At 60.0% G+C, this 24,236-nt stretch carries 20 protein-coding genes; 10 read left to right on the top strand and 10 right to left on the bottom strand.

Annotated features, from left to right (window positions below; genetic code table 11):
* Position 1 precedes the first annotated feature (1 nt).
* The 3 genes from VJS46_RS11790 to VJS46_RS11780 all read right to left on the bottom strand — a co-directional run bounded on the left by VJS46_RS11790 (position 2) and on the right by VJS46_RS11780 (position 7,075).
* Positions 2–3,034 (bottom strand): site-specific DNA-methyltransferase, encoded by a 3,033-nt coding sequence (locus tag VJS46_RS11790; protein ID WP_324060255.1) that lies wholly within the window; start codon positions 3,032–3,034, stop codon positions 2–4.
* Positions 3,034–3,849, bottom strand: coding sequence for an NYN domain-containing protein (locus VJS46_RS11785; protein WP_324060254.1), 816 nt, complete (start codon positions 3,847–3,849; stop codon positions 3,034–3,036). The genes VJS46_RS11790 and VJS46_RS11785 overlap by 1 nt, the downstream gene beginning before the upstream one ends.
* Positions 3,850–4,018: 169 nt before the next feature.
* A complete protein-coding gene (locus VJS46_RS11780) occupies positions 4,019–7,075 on the bottom strand; it encodes a BPTD_3080 family restriction endonuclease (RefSeq protein WP_414708010.1) in 3,057 nt (1,018 codons plus the stop codon).
* Between the two features lie 532 nt (positions 7,076–7,607).
* Here VJS46_RS11780 and VJS46_RS11775 point away from each other — a divergent pair.
* Positions 7,608–9,143, top strand: a complete 1,536-nt coding sequence (locus VJS46_RS11775) for a class I adenylate-forming enzyme family protein (protein ID WP_324060252.1) — start codon at positions 7,608–7,610, stop codon at positions 9,141–9,143.
* Between the two features lie 271 nt (positions 9,144–9,414).
* Here the strand turns inward: VJS46_RS11775 and VJS46_RS11770 are convergent.
* From VJS46_RS11770 to VJS46_RS11740, 7 genes are all read right to left on the bottom strand, one after another.
* A protein-coding gene (locus VJS46_RS11770) for an IS5 family transposase (RefSeq protein WP_324060251.1) occupies positions 9,415–10,196 on the bottom strand; the annotation gives its coding sequence in 2 pieces (ribosomal slippage) (positions 9,415–9,872 and positions 9,872–10,196; 783 coding nt in all).
* A 75-nt stretch (positions 10,197–10,271) separates the two neighbouring features.
* Positions 10,272–10,733, bottom strand: a complete 462-nt coding sequence (locus VJS46_RS11765; RefSeq protein WP_324060250.1) for a hypothetical protein — start codon at positions 10,731–10,733, stop codon at positions 10,272–10,274.
* A gap of 167 nt (positions 10,734–10,900) precedes the next feature.
* On the bottom strand, positions 10,901–11,200 hold the full coding sequence (locus tag VJS46_RS11760; RefSeq protein ID WP_324060249.1) for a CcdB family protein: 300 nt from the start codon (positions 11,198–11,200) through the stop codon (positions 10,901–10,903).
* Positions 11,200–11,442: a type II toxin-antitoxin system CcdA family antitoxin gene (locus tag VJS46_RS11755; protein ID WP_324060248.1), complete on the bottom strand. Its 243-nt coding sequence runs from the start codon at positions 11,440–11,442 to the stop codon at positions 11,200–11,202. Before VJS46_RS11755 ends, VJS46_RS11760 begins: the two co-directional genes overlap by 1 nt.
* 148 nt (positions 11,443–11,590) lie before the next feature.
* On the bottom strand, positions 11,591–11,827 hold the full coding sequence (locus tag VJS46_RS11750) for a hypothetical protein (RefSeq protein WP_324060247.1): 237 nt from the start codon (positions 11,825–11,827) through the stop codon (positions 11,591–11,593).
* An 81-nt stretch (positions 11,828–11,908) separates the two neighbouring features.
* Complete coding sequence (locus VJS46_RS11745) at positions 11,909–12,307, bottom strand: PIN domain-containing protein (protein ID WP_324060246.1); 399 nt, start codon at positions 12,305–12,307, stop codon at positions 11,909–11,911.
* On the bottom strand, positions 12,297–12,584 hold the full coding sequence (locus tag VJS46_RS11740) for an AbrB/MazE/SpoVT family DNA-binding domain-containing protein (RefSeq protein WP_324060245.1): 288 nt from the start codon (positions 12,582–12,584) through the stop codon (positions 12,297–12,299). Before VJS46_RS11740 ends, VJS46_RS11745 begins: the two co-directional genes overlap by 11 nt.
* A 264-nt stretch (positions 12,585–12,848) precedes the next feature.
* On the opposite strand from VJS46_RS11740, the gene VJS46_RS11735 reads away from it, so the two are divergent.
* Genes VJS46_RS11735 through VJS46_RS11695 form a run of 9 tightly spaced genes read left to right on the top strand, consistent with a single transcriptional unit; the run spans position 12,849 to position 24,142 of the window.
* Entirely contained in the window at positions 12,849–13,313 is a 465-nt protein-coding gene (locus VJS46_RS11735; RefSeq protein WP_324060244.1) for a CheW domain-containing protein, read from the top strand.
* Positions 13,310–14,812 (top strand): CheR family methyltransferase, encoded by a 1,503-nt coding sequence (locus tag VJS46_RS11730; protein WP_324060243.1) that lies wholly within the window; start codon positions 13,310–13,312, stop codon positions 14,810–14,812. The genes VJS46_RS11735 and VJS46_RS11730 overlap by 4 nt, the downstream gene beginning before the upstream one ends.
* Entirely contained in the window at positions 14,809–15,354 is a 546-nt protein-coding gene (locus tag VJS46_RS11725; RefSeq protein ID WP_324060242.1) for a chemotaxis protein CheW, read from the top strand. The genes VJS46_RS11730 and VJS46_RS11725 overlap by 4 nt, the downstream gene beginning before the upstream one ends.
* Positions 15,355–15,359: 5 nt before the next feature.
* Positions 15,360–16,829, top strand: coding sequence for a HAMP domain-containing methyl-accepting chemotaxis protein (locus VJS46_RS11720; RefSeq protein WP_324060241.1), 1,470 nt, complete (start codon positions 15,360–15,362; stop codon positions 16,827–16,829).
* 3 nt (positions 16,830–16,832) lie between these two features.
* A complete protein-coding gene (locus VJS46_RS11715) occupies positions 16,833–18,875 on the top strand; it encodes a hybrid sensor histidine kinase/response regulator (RefSeq protein ID WP_324060240.1) in 2,043 nt (680 codons plus the stop codon).
* Positions 18,872–19,948, top strand: coding sequence for a chemotaxis-specific protein-glutamate methyltransferase CheB (gene cheB, locus VJS46_RS11710; RefSeq protein WP_324060239.1), 1,077 nt, complete (start codon positions 18,872–18,874; stop codon positions 19,946–19,948). The genes VJS46_RS11715 and cheB overlap by 4 nt, the downstream gene beginning before the upstream one ends.
* Positions 19,915–21,897, top strand: coding sequence for a response regulator (locus VJS46_RS11705; protein ID WP_324060238.1), 1,983 nt, complete (start codon positions 19,915–19,917; stop codon positions 21,895–21,897). The genes cheB and VJS46_RS11705 overlap by 34 nt, the downstream gene beginning before the upstream one ends.
* 17 nt (positions 21,898–21,914) lie before the next feature.
* Positions 21,915–22,361: a response regulator gene (locus VJS46_RS11700; protein WP_324060237.1), complete on the top strand. Its 447-nt coding sequence runs from the start codon at positions 21,915–21,917 to the stop codon at positions 22,359–22,361.
* Between the two features lie 23 nt (positions 22,362–22,384).
* Positions 22,385–24,142, top strand: coding sequence for a response regulator (locus VJS46_RS11695; RefSeq protein ID WP_324060236.1), 1,758 nt, complete (start codon positions 22,385–22,387; stop codon positions 24,140–24,142).
* Positions 24,143–24,236: the final 94 nt, after the last annotated feature.

Here is a 24,236-nt window from a genome sequence, read left to right as displayed (position 1 = left end):
CCTACACCCCAAACACTTTCATCACTTCGTCCCCGAAGTGGTTGATGACCTTCACTGCGATGCGCCCGCTTTCCGGCCGGTCGAAGGGGCGGGAGACGTTGCGGTTCAGTGTCGCCCAGGCATCCTCGTCGATCTCCGCCTTCAGCGTGGTCTTGAGCTGCTTGTAGGGGTCGTTCGCGCCGAGGAAATAGGCGTGGCGGACGAAGAAGCTCTCTTCGTTATAGGCCGTGTCGATGAACCATGCGGCGATGCCCTTCACATCGTTGGAGCGCACCTCACCGGTATTGGGATCATAGATGTCCACGCCGTTGACGCGCACGGCAATACGGCCGTCCGGCTGGTCCAATATGTCTATGTCCGGCTCGCCGAAGACGGTGAACAGGTTGCCCTTGCCGGTGTTCTTGAGTTCGCCCGCCATATGCAGGTCAGGGTTCATCTTGGCCTTGAGGATCGGCAGCGGGCCGAGCCGGGTCAGTTCGGAGGCATGGGCATCGAAGGCGAAGCTGACCGCAATCAGCACGTCGAAACGCGCCTCGGCGGCTTCGCGGGCGGCGGCGGTGAGATCGACGCGAGAGAGCGTACCGAACTCCGGCCCGATGAAGATCGCGGCGCGGCGCTCAACATCGCCCTCCATGAAGCGGCCTTCCGCACCGATATATCCGCGCCCGGCATAGGGGGTGAGGCTAACGAACTCTATCCGGTCGGCACGATCGGTCTGGTGGACCCCAGCCGTTTTCAGATGCTCGATCACCATTGCGGCGAAGTCGGTTTCGGATGAAGACAGTGGCCCGCGCTTCTTCTTGCCGTCAGCCGCGTCTACGACCTCGATCAGTTCCTCGGCATCGGCGGGAACGATGCGATGTGGGGAAAGGCTTTCCACCGTGAACGGCCCGGCAACACGCACGCGACTGTTGTCGGCATAGGGCTTGTCGTAGAGATATTCGACATCCGCCGCGCGGGCGATGGAGGCGTCGATTTCCTTCTGGCGCGCGATGCGGGCTTCCCACCACTCGCGATGGACGCGAGCGACATCATCTTCGGTTACCGCGGTGCCGACGCTGGAGGTGCCGAGGTCAACGCCAAAGGTTCGTTTGCCTTTGCCCGTTTCCGCTTGGATGGTTTCGAGATCGCGCGGGACCTCCCATTCCTGCCAGTTCTTCCCAGTGAGTTGATTGAGTTCGGCGCGGAGCGTCTCCAGCCGATCCTGCCACTTCTCCCAGATCACGTCGATTTCGGCATTGTTGGCGATGGATTTGAGCGTGACGTGCGGCACTCGCTCATAGACGAAGCCATGCCTCACGTCGCCATATGTTGGCGCGTCGCTCGGCGGCTTGCCGGTAAGCTCGGCTTCCTTGTGCTTGCCCTCGGCACTGTCAGCTAGCAGATACCACGGATAGCGCGCCGCCATGATCCGAGTGCGGGCTAGTGCCAGTGCCACGCGACTGGTGTCTATGGTGATCCAGCGGCGGCCCCATTGCTCGGCGACATAGGCGGTTGTCCCGGAACCGCAGGTAGGATCAAGCACGAGGTCGCCGGGGTCGGTGGCCATCAAAAGACAACGCTCGACCACCTTTGGCGACGTTTCGACGACATATTGTTTGTCGGAAGCAAATCCGGCGATACCAGTATCTGACCAGACATCAGTCTCGGCGAAGACTGCAAAATCGTCGAAATACCTCACGTAGTAGAGACCGCCGGTGGTCGCTTCGAGGCGATCCGCCATTTTGAGGCGGCTCATCCCGAGTTCGCTGGTTTTCCATCGAACCTTGAGGCTGGGGCGCAGCGCCCGTCCCTGAAAATCAACGGGAAACCAAGAGGCGGCTCCTTCGCCCTTTTCGCGCCCAACGCTCTGGCTGGTAAGGTTGTCAATCCGGTAGATGCGCCCATCGTCGGGAAGTGTTTCGGGCGCAAGCTTCTCCGCTGCCGTCAACGATCGTGATGAAAGATCGCCGTTGCGAAAGCGAGAATAAGCTGATCCACCTTCGCCGGATAGTTTCTTTCTCTTGTGCGGTAAGCGGAACTTCAATGCCTCCTTTCGTTTGGCATAGAAGAGAATGATGTCATAGGTTCCGGGAATGAACTGCGAGGTTGCGCCAGCCGTCTTTGAGAAGACGATCTGAGAAACAAAGTTTTCTGCCCCAAACACCTCGTCCAGAAGCGCCCGCACACGATGCACATTCTCATCGCTAATCTGCACAAAGATCGAACCGCTCTCGGTCAGCAACTCCCGCATCACCGTCAGCCGGTCGCGCAGATAGGTGAGGTAGGAGTGGATGCCATCCTTCCACGTATCGCGGAATGCCTTCACCTGCTCGGGCTCCCGGCTCACATCCGTTTGCTTGCCGTCCTTCACGTCGCGGCTTTGCGTCGAGACCTGCCAGTTCGAGTTGAACTTGATACCATAGGGCGGATCAAAATAGATCGCCTGCACCTTGCCTTTCAGCGACTCGCGCTCGACAAGGCTGGCCATCACCTGAAGACTGTCGCCCAGGATCATCCGGTTCGACCAGTGCTGATCGTGCTGGTAGAATTCGGTCCGCGCCATCGGATCGGTCAGGCCGTTGAAATCGGCGAACAGGTCCGGCGCGTCGGTCGCTTCCTCTCGCGCTGCCTTCGACTGGCGGACCAGATCGTCGATGATTGCCTTTGGGTGGACCTTCTCCTGAATATAGAGCGGCGGCGCGGTGACGATCAGGTCGGACCAGTCCTGCCGGTCCTTGCCCCGCCAGACCAGTTGCGCGTCGCCGATCTCGACCTCGCCAGTCTCGGCCAGCCGCGCGACCTGATCCTTCGTCAACCGGATGCGCGCGCCGTTCCAAACGATCTGCGGGTCAAGGTCTTCGTCTCGCTCCCGCACCTCAGCTTCCGCCAGTGGCCGGGCGCGCGGATAGACGGCGGGAGCAAGCGGATCACGCTCCTCCAGCATCGCAGCCAGATCGGCCATCTCCGCCGTGGGAATGTTCAGCCGATTTTCCGGGTGATTGAGCGTGTCGACCTGCTTGGGGCCTTTGGGTGAACGGGGCGCACGCGCCATTATTGATTTCCTTCGTTCTGATTTTTGGCAACGGCTTCCTTCTTTTCCGGGCGCTTGAGCACGGTTTGAAGGCCATCAATATGCTCGAACAGGTCATTCGAGACGGATTGCCAAAGAGGGTCGAGTATGAATTGCACGCCCTCTCGACGCGCCAGCTTGGCGGCGGGGACAAAATCCGCATCGCCGGCAACCAAGATGATGGTCGATGCCTGCCGCTTGAGCGTGATGGAAGCGATGTCGAGGCCGATCCGCATATCAACGCCCTTCTGACGAAGGTCGAGGCGGACCATCCAGTCCTCAAGAGCTGTCCAATGCGCGGCATGGGCTTGCATCTGTTCAGCGAGTTCGACCGACAGGGTTATTGTGCCGTCCTCAGCGCGCGGGAGGGCAGCCAGTTCGGTCAACGCCCCCTTTACCCTGAGGAGTTTGGTCACTCGGCCATGATCGACCGTCCAGCCGCTGAAATTGCTCAGATGCCCGAGGCGGAGCGCCATGTTCCGCTGCTTACGCAGCAGGGCGAACAACTCATTCTGAAATATCGCCTGATCGCTCTTCTTAAAGTTGATCTGCCGACCGGAGAGCGGATGATGCGCCTGTCCCTCAAACGGTGGAGCGTCGTAATAGAAGATGCGGTAGACGTGCCGATGCCAGTTCGAGCTTTTGTCATCCGTCAGCTTTTGAACATGGGCGCGGCACATGGACCGAATCACACCGCACATGGCGTGAGGGGTCAGTCGGTCCGGCTCGGCTACCAACTTCGCTAATCGCTTGGTCAGAAAACCGCCGTCGATCAGGATTGCGATCTCGCGACTCATGCGCCGCAACCCGTCGCAAACGCAAAAGCCCCAAGATTTCGGTAGCGCTCTGGATGGTCGAGCGAACCTACTCTCAAGGGGCGGATTTCGCCTGTATATGGGAAAAAGGTTCGCAAATTGCAAACGGAATTCGGCTCCGAATTTTTGCGCGGATTTTTTACAGCCATTCCTATTCGACCTCGTTCGGTGTCGATACCCGCGCCAGCAGGCGTTCGACCAGCTTCGCAAACGCGTCCTCAATCTCGAAAACATCAGTAAATTCGGCGAAGGCCCAGCGCCCATGCGTGCCGAGATTATTTACCCCCGGCACCCAGAGGGTTTTCATCGTCTCCGCCTTTAACTGCGCATCGCACTTGCGATAGCCCTTGGTCTCCAAAACAAGATTGAGCAGATCGTCAGGGCCTTTGCCGTCATCCAGCCGCACGACCATATCGGGGATGTAGCGGCGCGGCGTCGAGCCATCGCGATAGGGCACCTCCAGCCCGAAACCCTGATTTTTCACATAGGCAACGATACGAGGATGGGTTTCGAGCACGCGGGCCAGTTCCGCCTCCCATGTGCTGTCGCACACGACATGGCTGACATGGCTGCGCCGGGGATCGGTCGCGTAGGTGTCCTTGCTGGTCGTGAAATTGACGTGGCGGCTGGTGGAGCGGGGATTGTAGGGATCGAGGATAGCCTTGATCGCCTGTTCGCCATGCTCATAACGCTGGCAGGCAAGGAAGATGCGCTCCGCTGCCTGATCCTTGATCTCCAGATAGTCGAGCACGCCCATCGGCACGCCCTTCAGCACCAGATAACCACCATCGAGCCATTCGCGGACGATCCGGCGCACCTGCCCGAAGAGATGAACCGGCAGGCCGTCGCTGCCATCGCCGAACCGCTTCAGCAGATGGGCAGCCAGCGAATAGGCGATAGCGCTGGGTCGCTGATCGCCGACGCCTTGCGCCGTCAGTTCCTCTGTCGCGCCGACGATGCCCGACATGGTGACGCGCGACGGGCCGATGTCCTCGGGGCTGACGATAAGGCGACTGTCTTCGGTAAACGTCGCACTCAAGCGCTCGTCGGGTAGATCGACGCGATAGCCCTCGACATGGGGGAAGGCGATTTCCAGTTCCGGTCGCTGGACGACCCGTTCCTTGACCGCCTGCACGCGGGTAACGAGCTTGGGCGGCGTGGGCTTCACCACCACCGGCTTGGCGGTGAAATCGAAGGGGATGCCGAGCACATCGGCATATTCCACGTCGAACAGGCCGTGTTCGTTCAACTCATAGGACTGACGGCGCAAGCCGCGCCCCACGACCTGTTCGCATAGCAATTGCGTGCCGAACGCCCGCACACCGAGAATATGGGTGACGGTGTTTGCGTCCCAGCCTTCGGTGAGCATCGAGACCGAGACGACGCAGCGGATTTGCTCGCCCAGCCTGCCTACCTGGCCCACGGTGTTCATCACCTCGCGGAGCAATTCGGCATCGTCGATCTGATCGGCATCCTGCGCGACGCCGGTGCGTTCCTGCTTCTCACGCCGGAACTGTTCGATTTCCGCCGCAGCGAGTTTGCGGAAATCGGCATCCAGCGCCTCTCCGCTCTCGAGCTGGGCGCTGTCGATCAGCAGGGTTGGCGCACGGGCAATACGCTGTCCATGCTCGTCATAGTTGCGGAACAGTTCGAGATGGCCACGATGGATATTGACCATCTCGCCATCGGCGTTGGGGCGATCCCAGCCGGAGATATATTCGTAGATCAGCTTAGACGTGGAGGTGTTGTTGCAGACCACGATGAACACGGGTGGCACCGGGATGCCAGCGCGTTTCCATTGCTCGTCCACCTTCACATAATGGTTGTAGAGGGCGTCGAGCGCGGTCAGCAGTTCGGTCGGCAGCTTCAGCGGATCGAGGTCTTCGGACTTCTTCGCGCCCTTCTTGGGCATTTCTTTGCCGATATGATCCCAGAGCTTCCGGTAGATCGGCATGTCGGCGATGGGCAGATTGTCGGCCACCGGGACACGTGGCAGCTTGACGATACCGCATTCGATGGCGTCCATCAGCGAGAAGTCGCTGACGACCCACGGGAAGAGCGTGCCTTCAACATAGCCCGACCCGGCAAGGAAGAACGGCGTGGCCGACAGGTCATAGACCGCACGGACACCGACTTTCCGCTTCAACGCCTTGATGCCGTTGATCCAGAGCCGGGCCGCTTCCTTGTTTTCCTTCGCTTCGGCCTTGGTGTCGGCGTCGGTCAATTCCTCCACGCTGCCCTGCGGGCGTTCCTCGTAGCAATGATGTGCCTCATCGTTGATGACGACGACATGCTTCAAGGCCATCAGGTCGCCGCAGGCACGCTGGAGCATCTGCCCCTCGGTCTCGATCGTCACCGGGGCTTCGCCACGCCCCTGCAAGAGCGCCTTGCCGACCTTGGACACATCCATCGTCTCGCGCCGCTTGAAGGCGTGATAGTTAGTGATGACGACCTTGGCCTTGCCAATCTCGGGCAGCATGTCGGACGGCACCAGGTCGCGATGACGATAATAGTTGTCGGGATCATCGGGGAGCAGCACCCGCAGCCGGTCGCGGATGGTGATGCCGGGCGTGACGATGAGAAAGCCCCGGCTGAAATGCGAGCTGGCCGGTGAGCGAACCGCATTGATCGCCTGCCACGCGATCAGCATGGCCATCACGGTCGTCTTGCCCGCACCCGTTGCCATCTTCATCGCAATACGCAACAGGTCCGGGCTGGACTGCTTGTTGGCGGCGTCGATGTGCGCCCACAGATGGGCATAGCGTTTCTGGCTCCGCGCGACCTCGGTCAGCCAGATGACGGTTTCGACCGCCTCCACCTGACAGAAGAACGGACGAAGCCCCTCGACCTCGGTGCGCCGCCAGTGATGAAGGAGACGGGCCGTCGCGGGTGTAACGCCCCAATCACGGTCGCTTGGCAACGCCCGCCACGTTGCGACATGCGATCGGATTTCGTTGATGATGGGCTTGGGGTTGTATTCCTGTTCCTGATCATTCAGCCCGGCGACATCTCCGAAGACCATCGAAGCCTGCGCAGCCTTAGCTGACCGACGCTTAGGTTTGGGGACCGGCGTGACAAAGTCGCAAGGGCGCCGCCCCATAATCGGAGGGTGCTCCAGCGGCTGTCCGTCACCGTCCAACGCATGATAGCGCGTCGGCACATCATAAGGCGAGTTCAGGATTGGATGATCGAAGAAGATTTGTGACACGATACCCCCTTACTCAAGGGGTATTGCTTGCCAACCGTCGTGGCAAGTGGATCAAGTCAATGCAATGGTACAATTTTCTCTTTTAACTGCCAACCCTGATCCAAATCGCTATCCGCGAATATGTGCTGACTTACCCGTCCCTACACAGCAGCTTATTTTCTTTGCCCCTTCCGCCAGCGATTAAACCATCGTGTCCAACTTTGGCTGGACGGCCATTCCTCGCCGTTGCGCTTGATCCTGACGACCCGTGCGCAAGGCCGAAACCCTGGGCCGACCGGTCGGCTCGCGCGAATGGCTCGAAGACATGGGCAAACGCTCCGGAAAACTTTTGCTCCCCGGAAAACGCGGCCCCAAGCCGAAAAATATTTAGGGGTTTACGCACCTGTCACCGTAATTCCCACTCACCGTAATTCCCAGATTCTACACGGGAGCGCCCGCACGACAGCGGCAGCCCGTCGAGCGATACGACATAGTCAAGAAAGTCTGAAAGGTTTAAACTCGTTCCGCGCCATCACATGCCGGGACCAACAAAATGGGTATTTCTTCTTGGATAGCACATAAGGCTATTTGGTCTCCGCAGAATGTCGCGATACAGTTCAACGGTAAACAGATCACGTACCGTCAGTTGGAAGTACGGATCGCGGCATTAGCCGGCTATCTGAGGGATCGTCTGCAAGTGGGCGAAGGATCCCGCGTTGCGTATCTCGGCGCGAATTCTCCGGCAATCCTTGAGCTTCTCTTTGCCTGTGCCAGGCTTGGCGCTGTCTTTGTACCTTTGAATTCCCGTCTAACGGCCCCCCAGCTTTCTGTCATGCTGGAAAACGCCGCGCCACAGGTGCTGTTCTCAAGTGCGGAATTTCATGAAATTGCAGAGGCTTGCCGTGTGCCGTCTCGTGATTTCGCTTCGCAAGTTATCCAGGACCAAAGCGCTGTTCCGCTTGAAGGAACCCTTGACGCCGCCTGGCTTGCGGATCGACAGACGACAGTTGCCTGCAACCCCGGCCGGGATCAGAACTTACCTGTGCTGATCGCCTATACGTCCGGCACCACAGGAACGCCAAAAGGCGCCGTGTTCACTCAAGACGCACTGACATTCACGGCCATTAACTCAAACAATACCTATAACATGCGCGGCAAGGATCACGTGTTGACCTATCTGCCGATGTTTCATGTAGGTGGTCTCTTGATACATACACTGCCCGCCTTTCACATCGGCGCCAAGGTCACCATCCAGAAGAGATTTGATCCGGGCGTCGTTCTGAGCTTAATAGACCGCCAAGGCGTTACGCTCCTCCTCGCCCCACCGGTCTTTTCGCGACGGCTCACCGGTCATCCCGATTGGGCAAAGACCGATCTTTCGGGACTGCGTTGCGTCGGGATCGGATCGACTTTCGTGCCACCCGAAGTCATGCAAGCTTGGTTCGACCGGGATGTTCCGACCCAGCAGAACTATGGGCTGACCGAGGGCGTCCCGGTACTCGCGTCTCCCTGGGAACATCACCGCCGAAGGGCCGCGTCGGCAGGCACGTCGGTGCTCTACACGCAGGCCCGTGTCGTCGATGAGGAGCTGAACCCTTTGCCGCCGGGCGAGCCGGGAGAGATTGTCTTGCGGGGACGAAGCCTTTTTTCCGGCTACTGGAACAATGAGGAAGCCACCCGCTCAGCCTTCACCGAAGGATGGTTCCGGACCGGCGATATCGCCTACTGCGACGACGAAGGATATTTTTACATCGTTGATCGCAAAAAGAACATTGTGATTGTCGGGTCTTCGAACGTCTATCCCGCAGATGTCGAAAAGGTTCTGGAGGACATGCCCGGCATTGCGGAAGCTGCTGTGATCGGAATTCCTGACTCTGAGACAGGCGAAGCCCTGGTGGCCTGCGTCAGACCATCGGAGTGCGGAGCACCCGGGTTTTCGGATGTCCTTTCACACTGTAGAAAAAGACTCGCGGAGTATCAACTTCCCACGTACATGGTGATATGCGATGAATTCCCGCGAACATCTCTCGGCAAAATACGAAAACCGGAATTGAAGGCTTCCGCTTTGAGCTCTTTGAACGAACGCTGACATATTGATGGCTCAGCCGATCATGGCCGCGATCGACTTTGTCGCTGCCCATTTCAAGCGGCTTTTTTGCATAATACGTTCTATCGACAACTGACTGTTTACTTATTATTATTATACGATTCGAACTGTATTTGGCGTTCCTATTGAATTACGAATTGAATTACGAATTACGGTGACAGGTGCGAAAACCCCGAAATTGACGGTCGCGCCGTACTGGGTATAGTTCACGCATGACACGCCTCCCTGGCATCGTTCTCAAGCCAAAAAATGTTTAGGCGGCGTGGACAAATTTGAGCCAGTATCTGGCGGTGGCGAGATGGACCATGCCGAGGAAGCTGTTGGCCAGTTGATCGTATCGGGTGGCGATGACGCGGTTGATCTTGAGATGGCCGAACATGCGCTCGATACGATTGCGCTGCTTGTAGAGCGACCGGTCATGTTCGATCTTGACGCGGCGGTTTGATCGACCGGGAATGACAGCCTCGATCTTCCGTTGAGCAAGGTCGGCGCGGATAGCGTCGGCATCGTAGCCCTTATCAGCAAGCAAAGCATCCGGCGTGCGCTCAGGCAGACCTATGAGCGCGTCATATGCCTTGCAGTCTGCTGCTTCCCCGACCGTCAGGTGGAAGGCGAGCGGTCGTCCGAGGGCATCGGCCAGGCAGTGAAGCTTACTGGTGAACCCGCCCCGCGAGCGGCCAAGAGCGCGTCGATGAGTCCCCCTTTTCCGCCCGCTGCCGAGACGTGGGCGCGGACTGTCGTGCTGTCGATGCTGTAATGGCCGCTGTCCGCCATGACCTCGGCCAGCGTAACCGCGACGGTCTCCCAGACCCCGGCCTCGCTCCATCGCCGGAACCGTCGATAGATGGTGTTCCAACTACCGTATTTGGGCGGCACGTCGCGCCACGGAGCACCGCACCGAAGCCGCCAGAGGATGCCGTTGATGATCGCGCGGTTCTGCTCGGGCGGCCTGCCTCGACCACGGTTCTCGGCCTCGATGGGCAACAAACCCTTCAGAACGCGCCATTCTGCTTCAGTGAGATCGCCCCTGCTCAAGCCTGCCTCCAAAAAGCAGCCTTGAATCAATCCTCGCGCAGCACGTCAACATGCTTCAGCCCAGCGACGCGCTGATCAGTTGGCGTGATGGCCGTATCGACGAATACCAGCGTCGCGAAGATCATCGAGCGTGTGCTCATCGCCCGGTCGAATATATGGCTCGACTGACGAAATCCCATCAGAACAGCGAACAATCGCCGCACCGTCTTCCGGCACCACGACGTTGTAACCGCCTGCGGTATTCTTACGAAGCAGCCAAGTTCCTACGCGCGACACACGATAGGTATGCTGAACCGTCAGCACCCTCACCATCTTGCTGGGTAAGGCACCTTCAATGACACGCGTCACCCGCAAATCGACGAACCATGGCCACAACATGATGATGCAATCATTGCCGCAATCGCCGATCTCGCTCGGTACTTGGTCAACTGGTAGCGCACGAACTTTCGCATCATAGCACACCGGCTCGGCCAGAGCGGCGGAAGGCGTTGCAAGGCCAAGCAATATGGCGGCGGTCAAGCGCGTGTTATAGATCACGAACCAAGGCTACACGCACGAAGGCCGACCGTCACCAATTTGTCCACGCTGCCTAGGGGTTTACGCACCTGTCACCGTAATTCTCACTATAATGTCATATCATGATTTATAAAGCGGCAATTTATCGATCACGGCTTCGAGCGGCTTTCAGCCTGGCAAAGCTAACGTCAGTAACCCGAGATCAGCATGTCCAGAGCATTTCCAATCGTGAAGGCTTGCTCGCTTAACGACATGATCTTGGTTTTCAATTCGGAGCCGGGGACTGTGGCGGCAAATTGCGTTACCATCACATATTGTTCGCCATCGATATCGAAAATGGGATTCAAGCGCGCTGCGGGTGCCGGAGCTTCGCCAACCGGAAAAAGAGGGACGACAAACCTCGTGTTGAGGTCGCTGAGCAAATCAGCCTGACAATCCAGTAAATAGCTGCGGCCATCTCGCAGCCGATAGACATCAAACTTGGCCATCAGAACTGACGGAAGCCCGAAAGAGGCAGACCGTTGCGCTCAATATATTCATTCGACGATGCCAACGCTTCGGCGTTCTCGGCGCGCCAACGTGCAGCGCGGGTTTCCGCAATCTGCTCGGCCAAGCCCCGCTCACAGGCGCGGGAAATATTGATATCCAAGGCGCGAGCCTGTTCGAGCAAGCTGATGTCCAACGAGAGATTCGTGGCCTTGCGATGGGAGGAGGTTGCAACTCTGGCCATAGGCCCTCACTTTCTATGCGCATCATATATGCGCATACGTATTGTTGCAACCAAATCCTATGTGGAGATCACCGGCGGGTCGTTTAGACCGAACTTCCCCGTCCAGCATCGCACCAAGTGCCGCGCGATATTTCCCAGATTTTCACTCTCAATCGAATGCGTCATGCAGGGTATCGATGGGGTCACAGACGACCTGATTTAAGCGAAAGAATATGAATTCGCCCGAAGCAATATGCTTTTCTAAAAGAGTTGAAATTTCATAGAAAAATGGACGATACGCCGTGACAAGGTGATGCGTAATATTTTGAAAAGTAATACTTTTAATCAGTAGGTCGCTGGTTCGAATCCAGAAGGGCTCACCATATATTTCCGTATCGGACAGCATTATATTGGCCGTCACATTCCTGTGGCAATTGGTATTGCACTGCCTAGTCAGTCTTGGGATATCTCGCTGGGCACAAAATGTTCAACCGAACGGGTTCCTGATATGTAGCTGGTCATCGATCACTAAACCGTGATGCATGTCCTCCGACCACAGGACTTCGCAACCAGCGATCAGCGCGGCGCTAGCAATCATGCCGTCATAGACCGACAGCCCATGGCGGCTGCAGATCCGTAGCCCCTCTTCATGCACAGCTTCATCCAAGGGGACCACATCCAGCAATCCACGCAAGCCTTCGAGGAATTCAGACACCTCGCCCCATGAGAAACCCAGCTTTCGCCGACCGACATTGGCGAGTTCATTCAGAACCTGGACGCTGATCGTTCCGCCCTGGCGGAGTAAGGTTTCGGCCTGTCCTGCCTTGCGGTCATCATCGCCCAATAGATAGATCAGAACATTGGTGTCGATGAAATCAGCGGGCATTCGCCGTATCCCGGTCGAACTTGAAATCGGCGGGCATGCGGCCACGGAAGGCGCGCAGACGCTCAATCAGTTCATCGCGGCCAGGCTTGCGGGCGATACCCATGCTGCGTTCATCGACGATGTGGATTTCAATATCATCACCTTCATGGAGGTTGAGGGCTTCCACGACCGCAGCGGGCAAGCGCACTGCCAAACTATTACCCCATTTTGCCACTTGCATCGGAACTTCCTTGATATACATTCTCACAAATGTATATCGTAGCGCGCCAATTTTCAACGGGGCTTGTTCCTTAAGCGATTTTAGGGCGTGGATTACATATTCACATATTGGCCAATTCCGACCCGCCGGCCTGCCGCCAATGCGCGTCAGGTCTTCATGACCAGACCGTTATGGTTGAAACGGATCATGGTGAATATTTGGTTCCTTTTCAATGCGCTGATAGAGTCCTGAGGGCAGGCGGCGAGTCGTGCCGGCCAGTCGCCGGATCGGCCTCTGCCAAGAAAAACGGGTTCGCGAACAATATAGTTCCTGGGAGTTCCCATGGCTGTCCAAGGTTCCGGCCGCTTGATGCTGTGTATTGTTCGAGCCAGAACCTTTGCATTGCCCGTCACGCATGTGCTGGAAACGATGAGGCCATTGCCGGTCCGGCCTATTCCGGGATCGCTGCCCTTCGTCAGGGGGTTGGCGATCGTTCGCGGGGAGCCGGTCCCCGTACTCGACCTTGCATATTTGATGGATGGGAAGCGGAGTTCGCCGGACCGTTGGGTCACGGTCCGGTCCGGCGCGGCCGTGGCTGCGTTGGAAGTAGACGGAATTCTGGGTATCCGCACACTTCCCGCCGAAACATTACGCAGCCTTCCTCCCCTGCTTCGTAATGCCGATGCGGAAATCGTGTCGGCCATGGGGGCATTGGACGCCGACCTGCTGCTTGTCCTTGATCAAGGCCGCTTGTTATCGGACGGCCTGTCCGGGCAAGTCCAGATGATGGCAGGGGCTGGCTCATGAGCGCGCCCGTCAGCCATGAGGACGTGAAGACGTTCCGCAACCTGGTGACCGCCCGGCTTGGCCTGCTGTTCGATGACGGCAAGCTGGAGATGCTGGCGGAGATATTTGGCCGCCGGGCGGCAGCCACCGGCCTTACGCCGGATCATTATCTTGCGCGGCTCGATGGTGGATCGCTGCCCGGAGAAACCGCCGCCCTGGCGCAGGATTTGACGGTTACCGAAACCTATTTCTTCCGTAACGCGGCTCAGTTCCATGCCTTACGGGAGGTGGTTCTGCCGGATCGAATGGCCGCGCGCGGGCATGAGAAGGCGCTGCGCTTCCTGTCGGCGGGATGCGCATCGGGCGAAGAGGCCTATTCGATCGCGATGACGATCCGGGAAGTGATCGCCGATCCAGGCTGGGACATCCGGATCCAGGCCGCCGACATCAATCCGGCGATGCTGCGGAAGGCGCGGGAAGGCTGTTATTCTGCCTGGTCGCTGCGCGACACCTCCCCGGAGATGCAAGAGCGCTGGTTCCGCGCGGACGGCCGCAACATGATTTTAGACCGCCGCATCTTAAAGGCCGTCGATTTTCAGGAACTGAACCTGATCTCCGGCGCCCCCGACCCGCTGCCGCCGGAGGGCTATGATGCGATATTCTGCCGCAACATGTTGATGTACTTTCCAGAAGACACCGCACGGGCAGTGGTGGCGCGCCTTACGGGCTGGCTCGCGCGGGGCGGCTATCTGTTCCTGGGCCATGCCGAAACGCTGCGTAACCTGTCGCAGGATTTCCACCTGCGCCACACGCATGAAAGCTTTTATTATCAGCGGAAGGACGGCGGTCCCGGCTCAAGCTCCGCCGCTGCCGGAATTCCGCTCCCGCCTGTCCGTGCACCCGAAGACCGTTTCGTTCCGGCTGAAGCTTGGATATCCGCCATCCGCCGTTCAGCGCAGCGGATTCAGGCGTTGACCAGTCTAGTCAAGCCTACGCCGCCGCCACCTGCGGAAAGGACGGCCCGAATTGGCGCCGCGCTGGAATTGCTCGCCCGTGAGCGCTTCGACGACGCGTTGAACCTGGTGGAGCAGCTCCCACCTGAACATGGCGCCGATCCTGACGTCCTGCTGCTCAAGGCCACCCTGCTCAGCCATCGCGGCCAGCTCGAAGCGGCCGAGCGCATTTCGCGACGCCTGCTGCAACAGGATGAGCTGAGCGCCGGGGGGCATTATGTGCTGGCGCTCTGCCGGGAAGCAGCCGGGGATAGTGACGAAGCCGCCGATCACTATCAGCTTGCGGCCTATCTCGATCCCGCATTCGCCATGCCGCGTCTTCGTCTGGGGCTGCTTTTTCGTCGCCTTGGCCAGCGTGAAACGGCCCGGAAAGCGCTTACAAGTGCGGCGTCTCTTCTGGAGCGCGAGGACAGCTCCAGACTGCTGTTTTTTGGCGGGGGCTTTGGCCGCGATGCGCTTCTCGGCCTCTGCCGTTCGGAAATGAGGGCGCTGGAGGAACTGACATGAGGAGCAAAGCCGAGGACCTTACCAAACAGGCACGGGCGCTTGCCGCCCGGTTCGATCAGTCCTTTGCCTTGCCCCGGAACGGTGCAGTACCGGTGCGCCACGACTTCATCGCAGTCCGTGTCAGGGACGATCCTCATGCCCTCCGTCTGTTGCAGCTGGCCGAATTGCGCAACGGCACCGTCATAACGCGCCTGCCGGGATCAGGCGCGGAACTGGTAGGGATAGCCAACCTCCGGGGCGCCGCCGTCCCCGTCTATGATCTTGGCCTTCTGCTGGGCTACCCGCCCGGAAACGGGAAGCCTAGTTGGTGTGCGCTGCTTGCCATGGCGCCCGTGGCTTTGGCTTTCGATGCGTTCGGCGGCCATCTCCGGCTTTCCGCCGAAGCCAGCGCCGCAAGGGACGAAACGAACGAAGCGCGGCCGCATATCGATCAGATCCTCCGCACATCCGGGCAGGCTCTGCCAATCATAGACCTGCCATCAATTGTCGGCGTCATCGCCCGGGCAACAGGCGGACCCAATGCAGCGCAAAAAGGGGAGTAGGCATCGTGCGTCAGTGGACATTTTCCCGTAGGATCGGAGCAAGCCTCGCGATTACCGTCCTGTTCGCCGTGGCCATCGGCGGCATATCCCTCCTGACGCTCCGGAATATTGCCGAAAGCAACCGGCGCGTCACTGGAGTGAACGTCCCTTTGCTATTGGAGGCGGGGGATCTTCATCGGCTTCTGGAACAGAAAATTGCCGCCGGGCGAGGCTTTCTCCTCTCGCCGGACCAGAAATTTGCTGCCGAAATCGATGAAAACCGCCGGGCGTTTGCGGAAGTGGCGACGCGCATGAAGCAGGAATTGCCGACACTGGAAGACCGCAGGATTATTCAAGTCATCGAGAGCAAGGAGGCAGAGCATCAGCAGGCCCTGGACCGCGCGATGACACTGCGGCGCAGCGCCGGATCGCCAGAGGCAGTCAGTCGCGTCTTCGAAACCGAGGTCGTTCCCTTGGCCGGCCAAATCATTGCCGAGGTGGAAAGTTTCATCGCGCGGCAGCAGGAAGAGGCTGAGAAGGCCAAGCAGGCGGCGGCGGACGCAACATCCTCCGGAATTTGGCTGATGGCGGCCGTCGTGCTGGCCGTGCTGCTCTTCGCCATGACGGCGGCGATCCTGCTCTCCCGCATTCTGGGGCGGCAGATCGGAACGGCTGTCGCCCACGTTCAAAGCTCGTCGGCTGAGCTTCAGGCCGCCGCCAACCAGCAGGCGACTGGGGCGAAGGAGCAGGCGACCGCAATGAGCGAGATTTCGACAACGATCAGCGAACTACTCGCGACGGCCCGGCAGATTGCGGAAAGCGGGCAGCGCGTAGCGCAGATCGCCGACCAGACGGTAGCGACGGCGGGCGGCGGCGAAAACAAGGTCGACCAGGCGCATGAGTCCATCGCCGCCATCCGTCAGCAGGTGGATATGATCGTCAGCCACATGCTGGATCTGGGCAGGAAGTCGCAGCAGATTGGATCGATACTGGACATTGTCTCCGAACTCGCCGAACAGACCAACATCCTTGCCATCAACGCCACCATCGAGGCTGCCGGTGCAGGCGACGCGGGGCTTCGCTTTTCGGTGGTCGCTGACGAGATTCGCCAACTGGCCGACCGCGTGTCGGGTTCAACCAAGGAAATCCGTCCATTGATCGACGACATGCGGGCGGCGGTGAACACCACCATCATGACGACTGAAACCGGTTCGAAGGCGGTCGATGCCGGATCGCAACAGTTCGGAGAGGTCGCGTCCTCCTTCAGAGAGATCGCCCGGCTCCTGACCACGACGAACGAAGCCGCGCGCGAGATCGAACTTTCCACCAAACAGCAGACCAGCGCTGTCGAGCAGGTGAATGCCGCCATCGCCAATGTCGCGCAGACCACGCGGGAAACCGAGGTCAGCTCGCAGCAGACACTGGAAACCGTGTCTCAGCTTGCCAGCCTGTCCCGCGACTTGCGCCAGCTTGTACAGCCACAGACGGCAGGGTGACGGATGGAGAAAGATCCCTACAAATATTTCCGGGTCGAGGTAGCGGAACTGGCCGGCGATCTCAGCAAGGCCATCCTTCGCCTTGAAAAGGATGGAAGCGATACCGGGCAACTGGCGCAAATCCTTCGCCTGGCGCATACATTGAAAGGGGCGGCGCGGGTCGTGAAGCAGCGCGACATTGCCGACCTTGCGCATGCCATGGAGGAGGCGCTGTCGCCCTACCGGGACGGCCGCACGCCCGTTCCCCAACAGTCGGCGGGTGCGCTGCTGGTCATGCTCGACAACGTCCAGGCTTATGTCGATGGCCTGCCCCCTGTCTCCCTGGGTAACGGCAGCGGCCATCAGTCGGAACCAGCGTCATCTGTCACTTTTCGTCCCGATATGGCGGACCTCAATGCGATGCTGCGGATCGCTGCGGAGGCGCAGGCCAGCCTTGCGCGCTTCAAGGGCGAGCTTGTGACGCTGAAGACATTGGGGCAGCGGATCAACCTGCTTAGCCAGATCCGGAGCGGTTCGCGGCGGCAGGAGGAAAAGGGCGATCCGGGAAACAGGATCCAAGCCATCGGCTCCGACTTGCGCAGTGCCTTCGCCGGGCTTGAGCGGTCCCTCTTGTCGGAGGTGGATCAATTGGGGCGCGATCTGGTGCAGCTCTCCGCCGCCGCCGAACGCTTGCAGCTGGTGCCTGCCGAGACAATGTTCAACATGTTGGAACGCGTGGCGCGCGATGCTGCGCAATCGCTTGGCAAGCAAGTCGATTTTCAGGGACTGGGAGGTGATCTGCGGCTGGACGCGCAATTGCTGACAACGGCGCAAAATGCGCTGGTGCAGTTCGTGCGCAATGCAGTGGCGCATGGGATCGAGGACGGTGACACGCGCGAAGCCGCGGCAAAGCCGGCGACTGGCAGGCTGACGGTGGAGGTGACGCGGCGTGGCCGCCATATCGCTTTCATCTGCTCCGATGATGGCGGAGGCGTCGACATGGCCGCCGTTCGCCGCGCCGCCGAAGCCAAGGGGTTCACGGACAACCGGATCGAGGACCTGGATACCGAGGCGTTGCTCGAGCTGCTGCTGAAGGGCGGCATCAGTACCGCTGGAACAGTGACGGCAGTGTCCGGTCGCGGGATCGGCCTCGATATCGTGCGGGAAGCCGCCCTTCGCCTAAGCGGCGAAGTGAAGGTCCGCACGGACGCGGGCCAGGGCACAGCCATGGAACTGCTGGTCCCGCTTACCACCGCCTCGCTGCCAGCACTCCAGGTGGAAGCCGGGGGACAGGCGTTCACGATCCCGCTCGACGCAGTCAAGCGCATATCCCGTATCGCGCCTGAAGATATTGCTGGCACGGCCCATGGGCGGACGGCCCTTTACGATGGCCAGGCGGTGCCTCTGGCGTCGCTGGCCGCCATATTGGACGGTCGCGCGGACGGGTCGGAGAGCAGCCGGACTTTGCCAGCCCTATTCCTCGAAGACGCCAATGGGATGGCCGCCATTACGGTCGGTCGGCTGCATGGCATTGTGAATGCCGTCGTAAAGCCCCTGCCCCCCTTCACGCCTTGCATCGCGCTGGTGGCGGGCTCATCCCTTGACGCTTCGGGCAATCCGCAAGTCATGCTCTATCCCGACGCGCTGGTCGCCGCGGCGCAGGATTTTCATCAGAGCACCGGGGAGATGCGGTCCGTTCCATCGGTGCTTGTGGTGGACGATTCTCTCACCACCCGCATGCTCGAACAAAGCATATTGGAGACGGCGGGATATCATGTCCAGACTGCACAGTCTGGTGAAGAAGGGCTGAAAAAAGCGCGCAAGAGCCGTTTTGGACTGTTGCTCGTGGATGTGGAAATGCCCGGTATGGACGGTTTCACCTTTATCGAGCGCATCCGCGCGGATACCCATTTGCGCTATATCCCCGCCATATTGGTGACTTCGCGCGCATCGCCCGAAGACCGCAAGCGCGGCGAGGAGGTGGGCGCGCAAGGCTATATCGTCAAAAGCGAGTTCGATCAGGCGGCTTTTCTCGCCAGCGTCAGGCAGATGGCGGTCGCGTCATGACGAAGCTCCGCGTCCTTGTCGTCGAGGACTCGCTCACCGTTCGCAAGCGGCTGCGCGACATTCTTTCTTCCGCTGCCGGTATCGAAGTCGTGGGGGAGGCGGAGGACGGCAAACAGGCGATCGAGCTGTGTCAGTCCCTTCGGCCCGACATTGTCACCATGGACATGATGCTGCCGGTTATGAGCGGGCTTGCGGCCACCGAATATATCATGGCGCATCAGCCCACGCCGATCCTAATCGTTTCCTCGTCAGTGAATCGCGGTGAATTGTTCAAGACCTATGAGGCGCTGGCGGCGGGAGCGGTCGATGTGCTCGAAAAACCGGCGGGGGACGATAGCGACGCCGAATGGGCGGGGCGCCTTGTCGCGATGGTGAAGCTCGTTGCCCGCATTCGCGTGATCACCCATTTGCGGGCGAAGCTGGCGGCGTCCGCGAGACTGCAGCAACATCACTCATCCTCCCCCCCGGTTGCCGCGACCACCCCACGGTCCTTGCGCGCCGTCGCCATCGGCGCCTCCACCGGCGGGCCCGGCGCCATTGTCGAGCTGCTGCGTTCGCTCGAACCCTCGTTCAGGGTGCCGATCCTGCTGGTGCTGCACATCAATGAACCCTTCAGCATGGCCTTTGCCGACTGGCTCGACGGGCAGACCCCGCGCCGTGTTGCCTATGCGCGCGACGGGGACGCGGTCGCGGCGGCGGCAGGCGCCGTTCTAATGGCGCCGCCTAACCGGCATCTGATCGTGCAGGATGACCGGCTGCGGCTTACGCTCGGCCCGGAGCGGCATTCCTGCCGTCCGTCCGTCGACTGCCTCTTCGAAACCGTCGCCGCCGCATTCGGATCGCACGGGGCCGCTTGCCTTCTGACCGGCATGGGCCGCGACGGGGCGGAAGGGCTGCTGAGGATTCGCCAGGCGGGCGGCCTTGCGATCGCCCAGGACGAGGCGACGTCGGTCATCTATGGCATGCCGCGCGAGGCCGCGATGCTGGGGGCGGCCGAGCGCATACTCCCGCTTTCCGCTATCGGCCCCGCGCTGATGGCATGCACGCTGCCGGATCGGGCGGGGGCGGCATGACGGAGAAGGCTCTCATTCTTGACGACAGCCTTACCGTCCGCATGAATCTTGCCGACGCCTTCGGGGAGGCTGGGTTTCAGGCCGTACCCTGCGCCACCGTCGCTGAGGCGCGGGACGCGCTTGCCCGTCAGGACATCAGCGTTGCGGTGCTGGACGTGCTGTTGCCCGACGGCGATGGCATAGCCTTCCTGTCGGAAATGCGCGCCACGCCCGCCGGGGCCGGCGCCGCGGTGCTGATGCTTTCGACAGAAGCGGAAATCGGGGACCGTATTCGTGGGCTGGAGACTGGCGCGGACGAATTTGTGGGCAAACCCTATGACCAGCATTATGTCGTCACCCGCGCCCGCGAATTGCTGCGCCTGCGCCGTCCGGAAACTCCTCCGGCCCGGCCATCCATTTTGGTTATCGATGACAGCCTGACCTTCAGGGAAACGCTGCGCGGCATGTTGGAAGAGGCCGGCTATGGCGTCCTTACCGCCAGCGACGGAGAGGAAGGGCTGAGGATCGCGGCGGGCCAGAGACTGTCCGCCGTCGCCGTCGATGCGCGGCTGCCCGGTATTGACGGCGCGACCGTCATCCGGCGTATCCGCCTCGACACCGCGCTCCGGGGGTTACCCTGCCTTCTGGTCACGGCGTCGGACGAGCGGTCAGTCGAGCTGCTCGCCTTCGAGGCGGGCGCCGACGCTTTCATCCGGAAGGATGATGACGCCGAAATCATCCTTGCCAATATCGAAGCCATGCTGCGCCGCACGCCACATATATCTGCCGGCTGCACGGCAAGCCTGACAGGCGCGCGAAAGATTCTCGCTGTCGATGACAGCAACACCTATCTCCAGGAACTAGGCTCGGCGCTACGCGAGGAGGGCTATGATGCGGTGCTGGCCCGCTCGGGCGAGGAGGCGCTGGAGCTGCTGGCGGTGCAGCCGGTGGATTGCATCCTGCTCGATCTGATCATGCCCGGCCTGGGCGGAGAAGAAACCTGCCGCCGCATCAAGGCCGTGCCTGCCATCCGGGACATTCCCCTCATCATGCTGACGGCGGTCGACGATCCGGACGCCATGCTGAACGGGCTTGGCGCGGGGGCCGACGACTATATCCGTAAAAACAGCGATCTCGAAATCGTCAAGGCCCGGATCCACGCCCAGATCCGCCGGAAACAGTTCGAGGACGAGAACCGCCGCATCCGCGAAGAGTTGCTGAAGACCAGGCTGGAGGTAACGGAAGCCCGCGCCGCGCAAGAGCTGGCCGAAACGCGCAGCCAGTTGGTCGCCGAACTGGAGCGCAAGAATCGCGAACTGGAAGCCTTTACCTATTCGGTATCGCACGATCTGCGCGCGCCGCTGCGCAGCATCGACGGTTTCAGCCAAGCATTGCTGGAGGATTATTCACAGGCGCTCGACGAAACCGGTCAAAACCATCTGCGCCGTGTCCGGGCAGCGGCCCAGCGCATGGGTGAGCTTATCGACGACCTGCTCAAGCTCGCCCATATCGACCGCATGGATCTGCGCCGGGAGGATGTCGATCTTTCGGTTTTGGCGCATCTTGTCATCTCCAGCCTTGCCGCAGCCGATCCCAGCCGCAAAATGGAAGTACACATCGCCGACGGCCTCGAATGCCGCGCAGACGGCCAGCTCATACGGATCGTTCTGGAAAATCTGTTCGGCAATGCCTGGAAATTCACCGGCAAGGTGGACACCCCCTGCATGGAATTTCGCGCAGAGGCAACGCCCGAGGGCTTGGCCTATTGCGTCCACGACAATGGCGCCGGATTCGACATGGCCTATGCCGACAAGCTGTTCGGCGTATTTCAGCGGCTGCACAGCCAGGAGGCATTTCCCGGCACCGGCATCGGACTCGCAACCGTTCAGCGCATCGTCCATCGCCATGGCGGTCGCATCTGGGCCGACAGCAAGCCAGGCGAGGGAGCAACATTTCGTTTCACTTTATAAGGAAAGGACAAGCGGCCATGGACACCAATTGCATCCTGCTGGTCGAAGATAGCCAGGATGATATCGACCTGACGCTCCGCGCCTTCCGCAAGAACAATATTCTCAACAAGATCGTGGTCCTGCGGGACGGAGCCGAGGCTCTGGATTTCATCTTCTGCCGTGGCGCCCACGCCGAACGCGACAAACAGGAACCCATTGCGGTGATTTTCCTGGATCTCAAGCTACCTAAGGTCAGCGGTCTGGAAGTGTTGAGGCAACTGCGTATGGATCCGCATTTTCAATATGTACCCGTTATCGTCCTGACCTCGTCGCGGGAGGAGCAGGACCGCATCAGCAGCTATTGCCTGGGTGCGAACAGCTATGTCCAGAAACCGGTGGATTTCGAACGCTTCACCAACGCGGCCCGCCAGCTGGGGCTTTACTGGCTGGTCCTCAACGAACCGCCTCCGAAGCTGGCGCAATAAACAGATCTGCATAGGAGTTGCCGATGTCCTCGCCCCTGCGCGTCCTTATTCTCGAAGATGATCCCGACGATGCAGAGCTGATCATCCGGGAACTGAAACTGGCTGGCCTGCACATCGATTGGCGGCAAGTGGCGTCCGAAGCCGATTTCGTCGAACAGCTCGCCTCGCCTATCGACGTGATTTTGGCCGATTACGGTCTTCCAGGCTTCAACGCACTCTCCGCTCTGGCGCATGTCAGGAAGCGAGAGCTGCGCGTGCCCTTCATCGTCATTACCGGCATATTGGGCGATGAAGTTGCGGTCGACTGCATCAAGCAGGGGGCGACCGACTATCTTCTCAAGGACCGGCTGAAACGGCTGGGACCGGCGGTTACACGCGCTATCGAGGACCTACGTCACAGCGTCGCGCGCGAGTTGGCCGAAGCGCGAGCGCGTCAGTCGCAGGAAATGGCTGCGGAAATCCTGCGCAAGGCAAATGCCGAACTGGAACAGCATGTCGCCGACCGGACGCATGATCTGGAAGCGGCAAACGAGCTGCTACGCCTCGAAGCGGCGGAGCGGCGCAAGGTGGAAGGCCGGTTGCTGCAATCACAAAAGATGGAAGCGATCGGCCGCCTTGCGGGCGGTATCGCTCACGACTTCAACAATCTTCTGACCGGCGTCATCGGCAGTCTCGATATGCTCTCGCGGCGGGTGGAGGATGAAAAATCCGTCCGCCTTGTTCGCGGCGCGCTTGCCTCGGCGGAGCGGGGAACACGGCTCACGGCTCAGCTTCTGGCATTCGGGCGGCAGCAGGCGCTCAGCGTTCGGGCCGTCGATCTCAACATGCTCATCGGCAATCTGGAAGACATGTTCGCCAGTACCCTCACGCCTGCCGTCCAGGTCGATTTACAGCTCGGCCCCGGCCTGTGGCGTGCCCAGGGCGATGCCCCGCAACTGGAACTCGCACTGTTGAATCTAATCATCAATGCGCGCGATGCGATGCCTGAAGGCGGTTCGATCATCATATCGACGCGCAACGTGGCTCCGGAAAATCCGGATTACCCTCCGGAACTCCCGGACAGCGGGCCGGGCTATGTCCTTCTTGTTGTTCAGGACAGCGGCACAGGAATGAGCGAGGATGTCCGAGCACAGGCTTTCGAGCCATTTTTCACCACGAAGGCCGTGGGCAAGGGGTCCGGTCTTGGCCTTTCAATGGTATATGGGCTGTCACAGCAATTGGGCGGTACGGCCCGGATTGAGAGCAGTCCCGGCTCGGGAACCTCGGTGATGATCTATCTCCCCAAGGCGAATGCGCATGATGCGCTCGAAGGCATGGCCGATGAGACCAGCAACAAGAAGCGGCCAAAGGACCGACAGGCAGGCAGGCTGCTGCTCGTCGACGATGACAACCGGGCACGCGAGGTCACTGCCGATGGTCTGCGTGAACTGGGTTTCGACGTGATCGAGGCGGACAGCGGGGAAGGAGCGCTGGCGATCCTGAACGCCGACAGCGAGATCGACATGCTGGTCACGGACGTCATCATGCCCGGTATGTCAGGAACCACTCTGGCGCTGAAGACGCGCAGACAACGTCCGGAATTGCCGGTAATGCTCATTACCGGCTTTCCCGGTCCCGCCCAGCCAGGAAACAAATCCGGCCAGGCCTTCCCCGTATTGCACAAACCCTTCACCGCGTCCCAACTCGCCCGAATGGTTGCAACACACCGCTCGCAACCGAAGGGGGACAGCAAATTTCGAGGCTGTAATCGACGATCCGACCGCCAGCACCAACCTGAATGAAGGGCAATTCTCGCGACTAGTATCCCCAGGGCGAGAACGGCAATGAAGTTGGCGAAATCAAAATGGAAACCGCTTGGATGCTCAGGCGGTCGGC

Origin of the sequence: Rhizorhapis sp. (genome assembly GCF_035276005.1) — a bacterium.
Lineage (GTDB): Bacteria > Pseudomonadota > Alphaproteobacteria > Sphingomonadales > Sphingomonadaceae > Rhizorhapis.
This window is presented reverse-complemented; position numbering and strand designations above follow the sequence as displayed.

Excerpts from the sequence above, each read along its gene's own strand:
- VJS46_RS11695 (WP_324060236.1), top strand. The coding sequence starts at position 22,385 with ATGTCCTCGCCCCTGCGCGTCCTTATTCTCGAAGATGATCCCGACGAT.
- VJS46_RS11755 (WP_324060248.1), bottom strand. The coding sequence starts at position 11,442 with ATGGCCAGAGTTGCAACCTCCTCCCATCGCAAGGCCACGAATCTCTCG.
- VJS46_RS11745 (WP_324060246.1), bottom strand. The coding sequence starts at position 12,307 with ATGCCCGCTGATTTCATCGACACCAATGTTCTGATCTATCTATTGGGC.
- VJS46_RS11785 (WP_324060254.1), bottom strand. The coding sequence starts at position 3,849 with ATGAGTCGCGAGATCGCAATCCTGATCGACGGCGGTTTTCTGACCAAG.
- cheB (WP_324060239.1), top strand. The coding sequence starts at position 18,872 with ATGACGAAGCTCCGCGTCCTTGTCGTCGAGGACTCGCTCACCGTTCGC.
- VJS46_RS11790 (WP_324060255.1), bottom strand. The coding sequence starts at position 3,034 with ATGGCGCGTGCGCCCCGTTCACCCAAAGGCCCCAAGCAGGTCGACACG.
- VJS46_RS11735 (WP_324060244.1), top strand. The coding sequence starts at position 12,849 with ATGGCTGTCCAAGGTTCCGGCCGCTTGATGCTGTGTATTGTTCGAGCC.
- VJS46_RS11715 (WP_324060240.1), top strand. The coding sequence starts at position 16,833 with ATGGAGAAAGATCCCTACAAATATTTCCGGGTCGAGGTAGCGGAACTG.
- VJS46_RS11700 (WP_324060237.1), top strand. The coding sequence starts at position 21,915 with ATGGACACCAATTGCATCCTGCTGGTCGAAGATAGCCAGGATGATATC.
- VJS46_RS11705 (WP_324060238.1), top strand. The coding sequence starts at position 19,915 with ATGCACGCTGCCGGATCGGGCGGGGGCGGCATGACGGAGAAGGCTCTC.
- VJS46_RS11760 (WP_324060249.1), bottom strand. The coding sequence starts at position 11,200 with ATGGCCAAGTTTGATGTCTATCGGCTGCGAGATGGCCGCAGCTATTTA.
- VJS46_RS11775 (WP_324060252.1), top strand. The coding sequence starts at position 7,608 with ATGGGTATTTCTTCTTGGATAGCACATAAGGCTATTTGGTCTCCGCAG.
- VJS46_RS11730 (WP_324060243.1), top strand. The coding sequence starts at position 13,310 with ATGAGCGCGCCCGTCAGCCATGAGGACGTGAAGACGTTCCGCAACCTG.
- VJS46_RS11750 (WP_324060247.1), bottom strand. The coding sequence starts at position 11,827 with ATGCTGTCCGATACGGAAATATATGGTGAGCCCTTCTGGATTCGAACC.
- VJS46_RS11725 (WP_324060242.1), top strand. The coding sequence starts at position 14,809 with ATGAGGAGCAAAGCCGAGGACCTTACCAAACAGGCACGGGCGCTTGCC.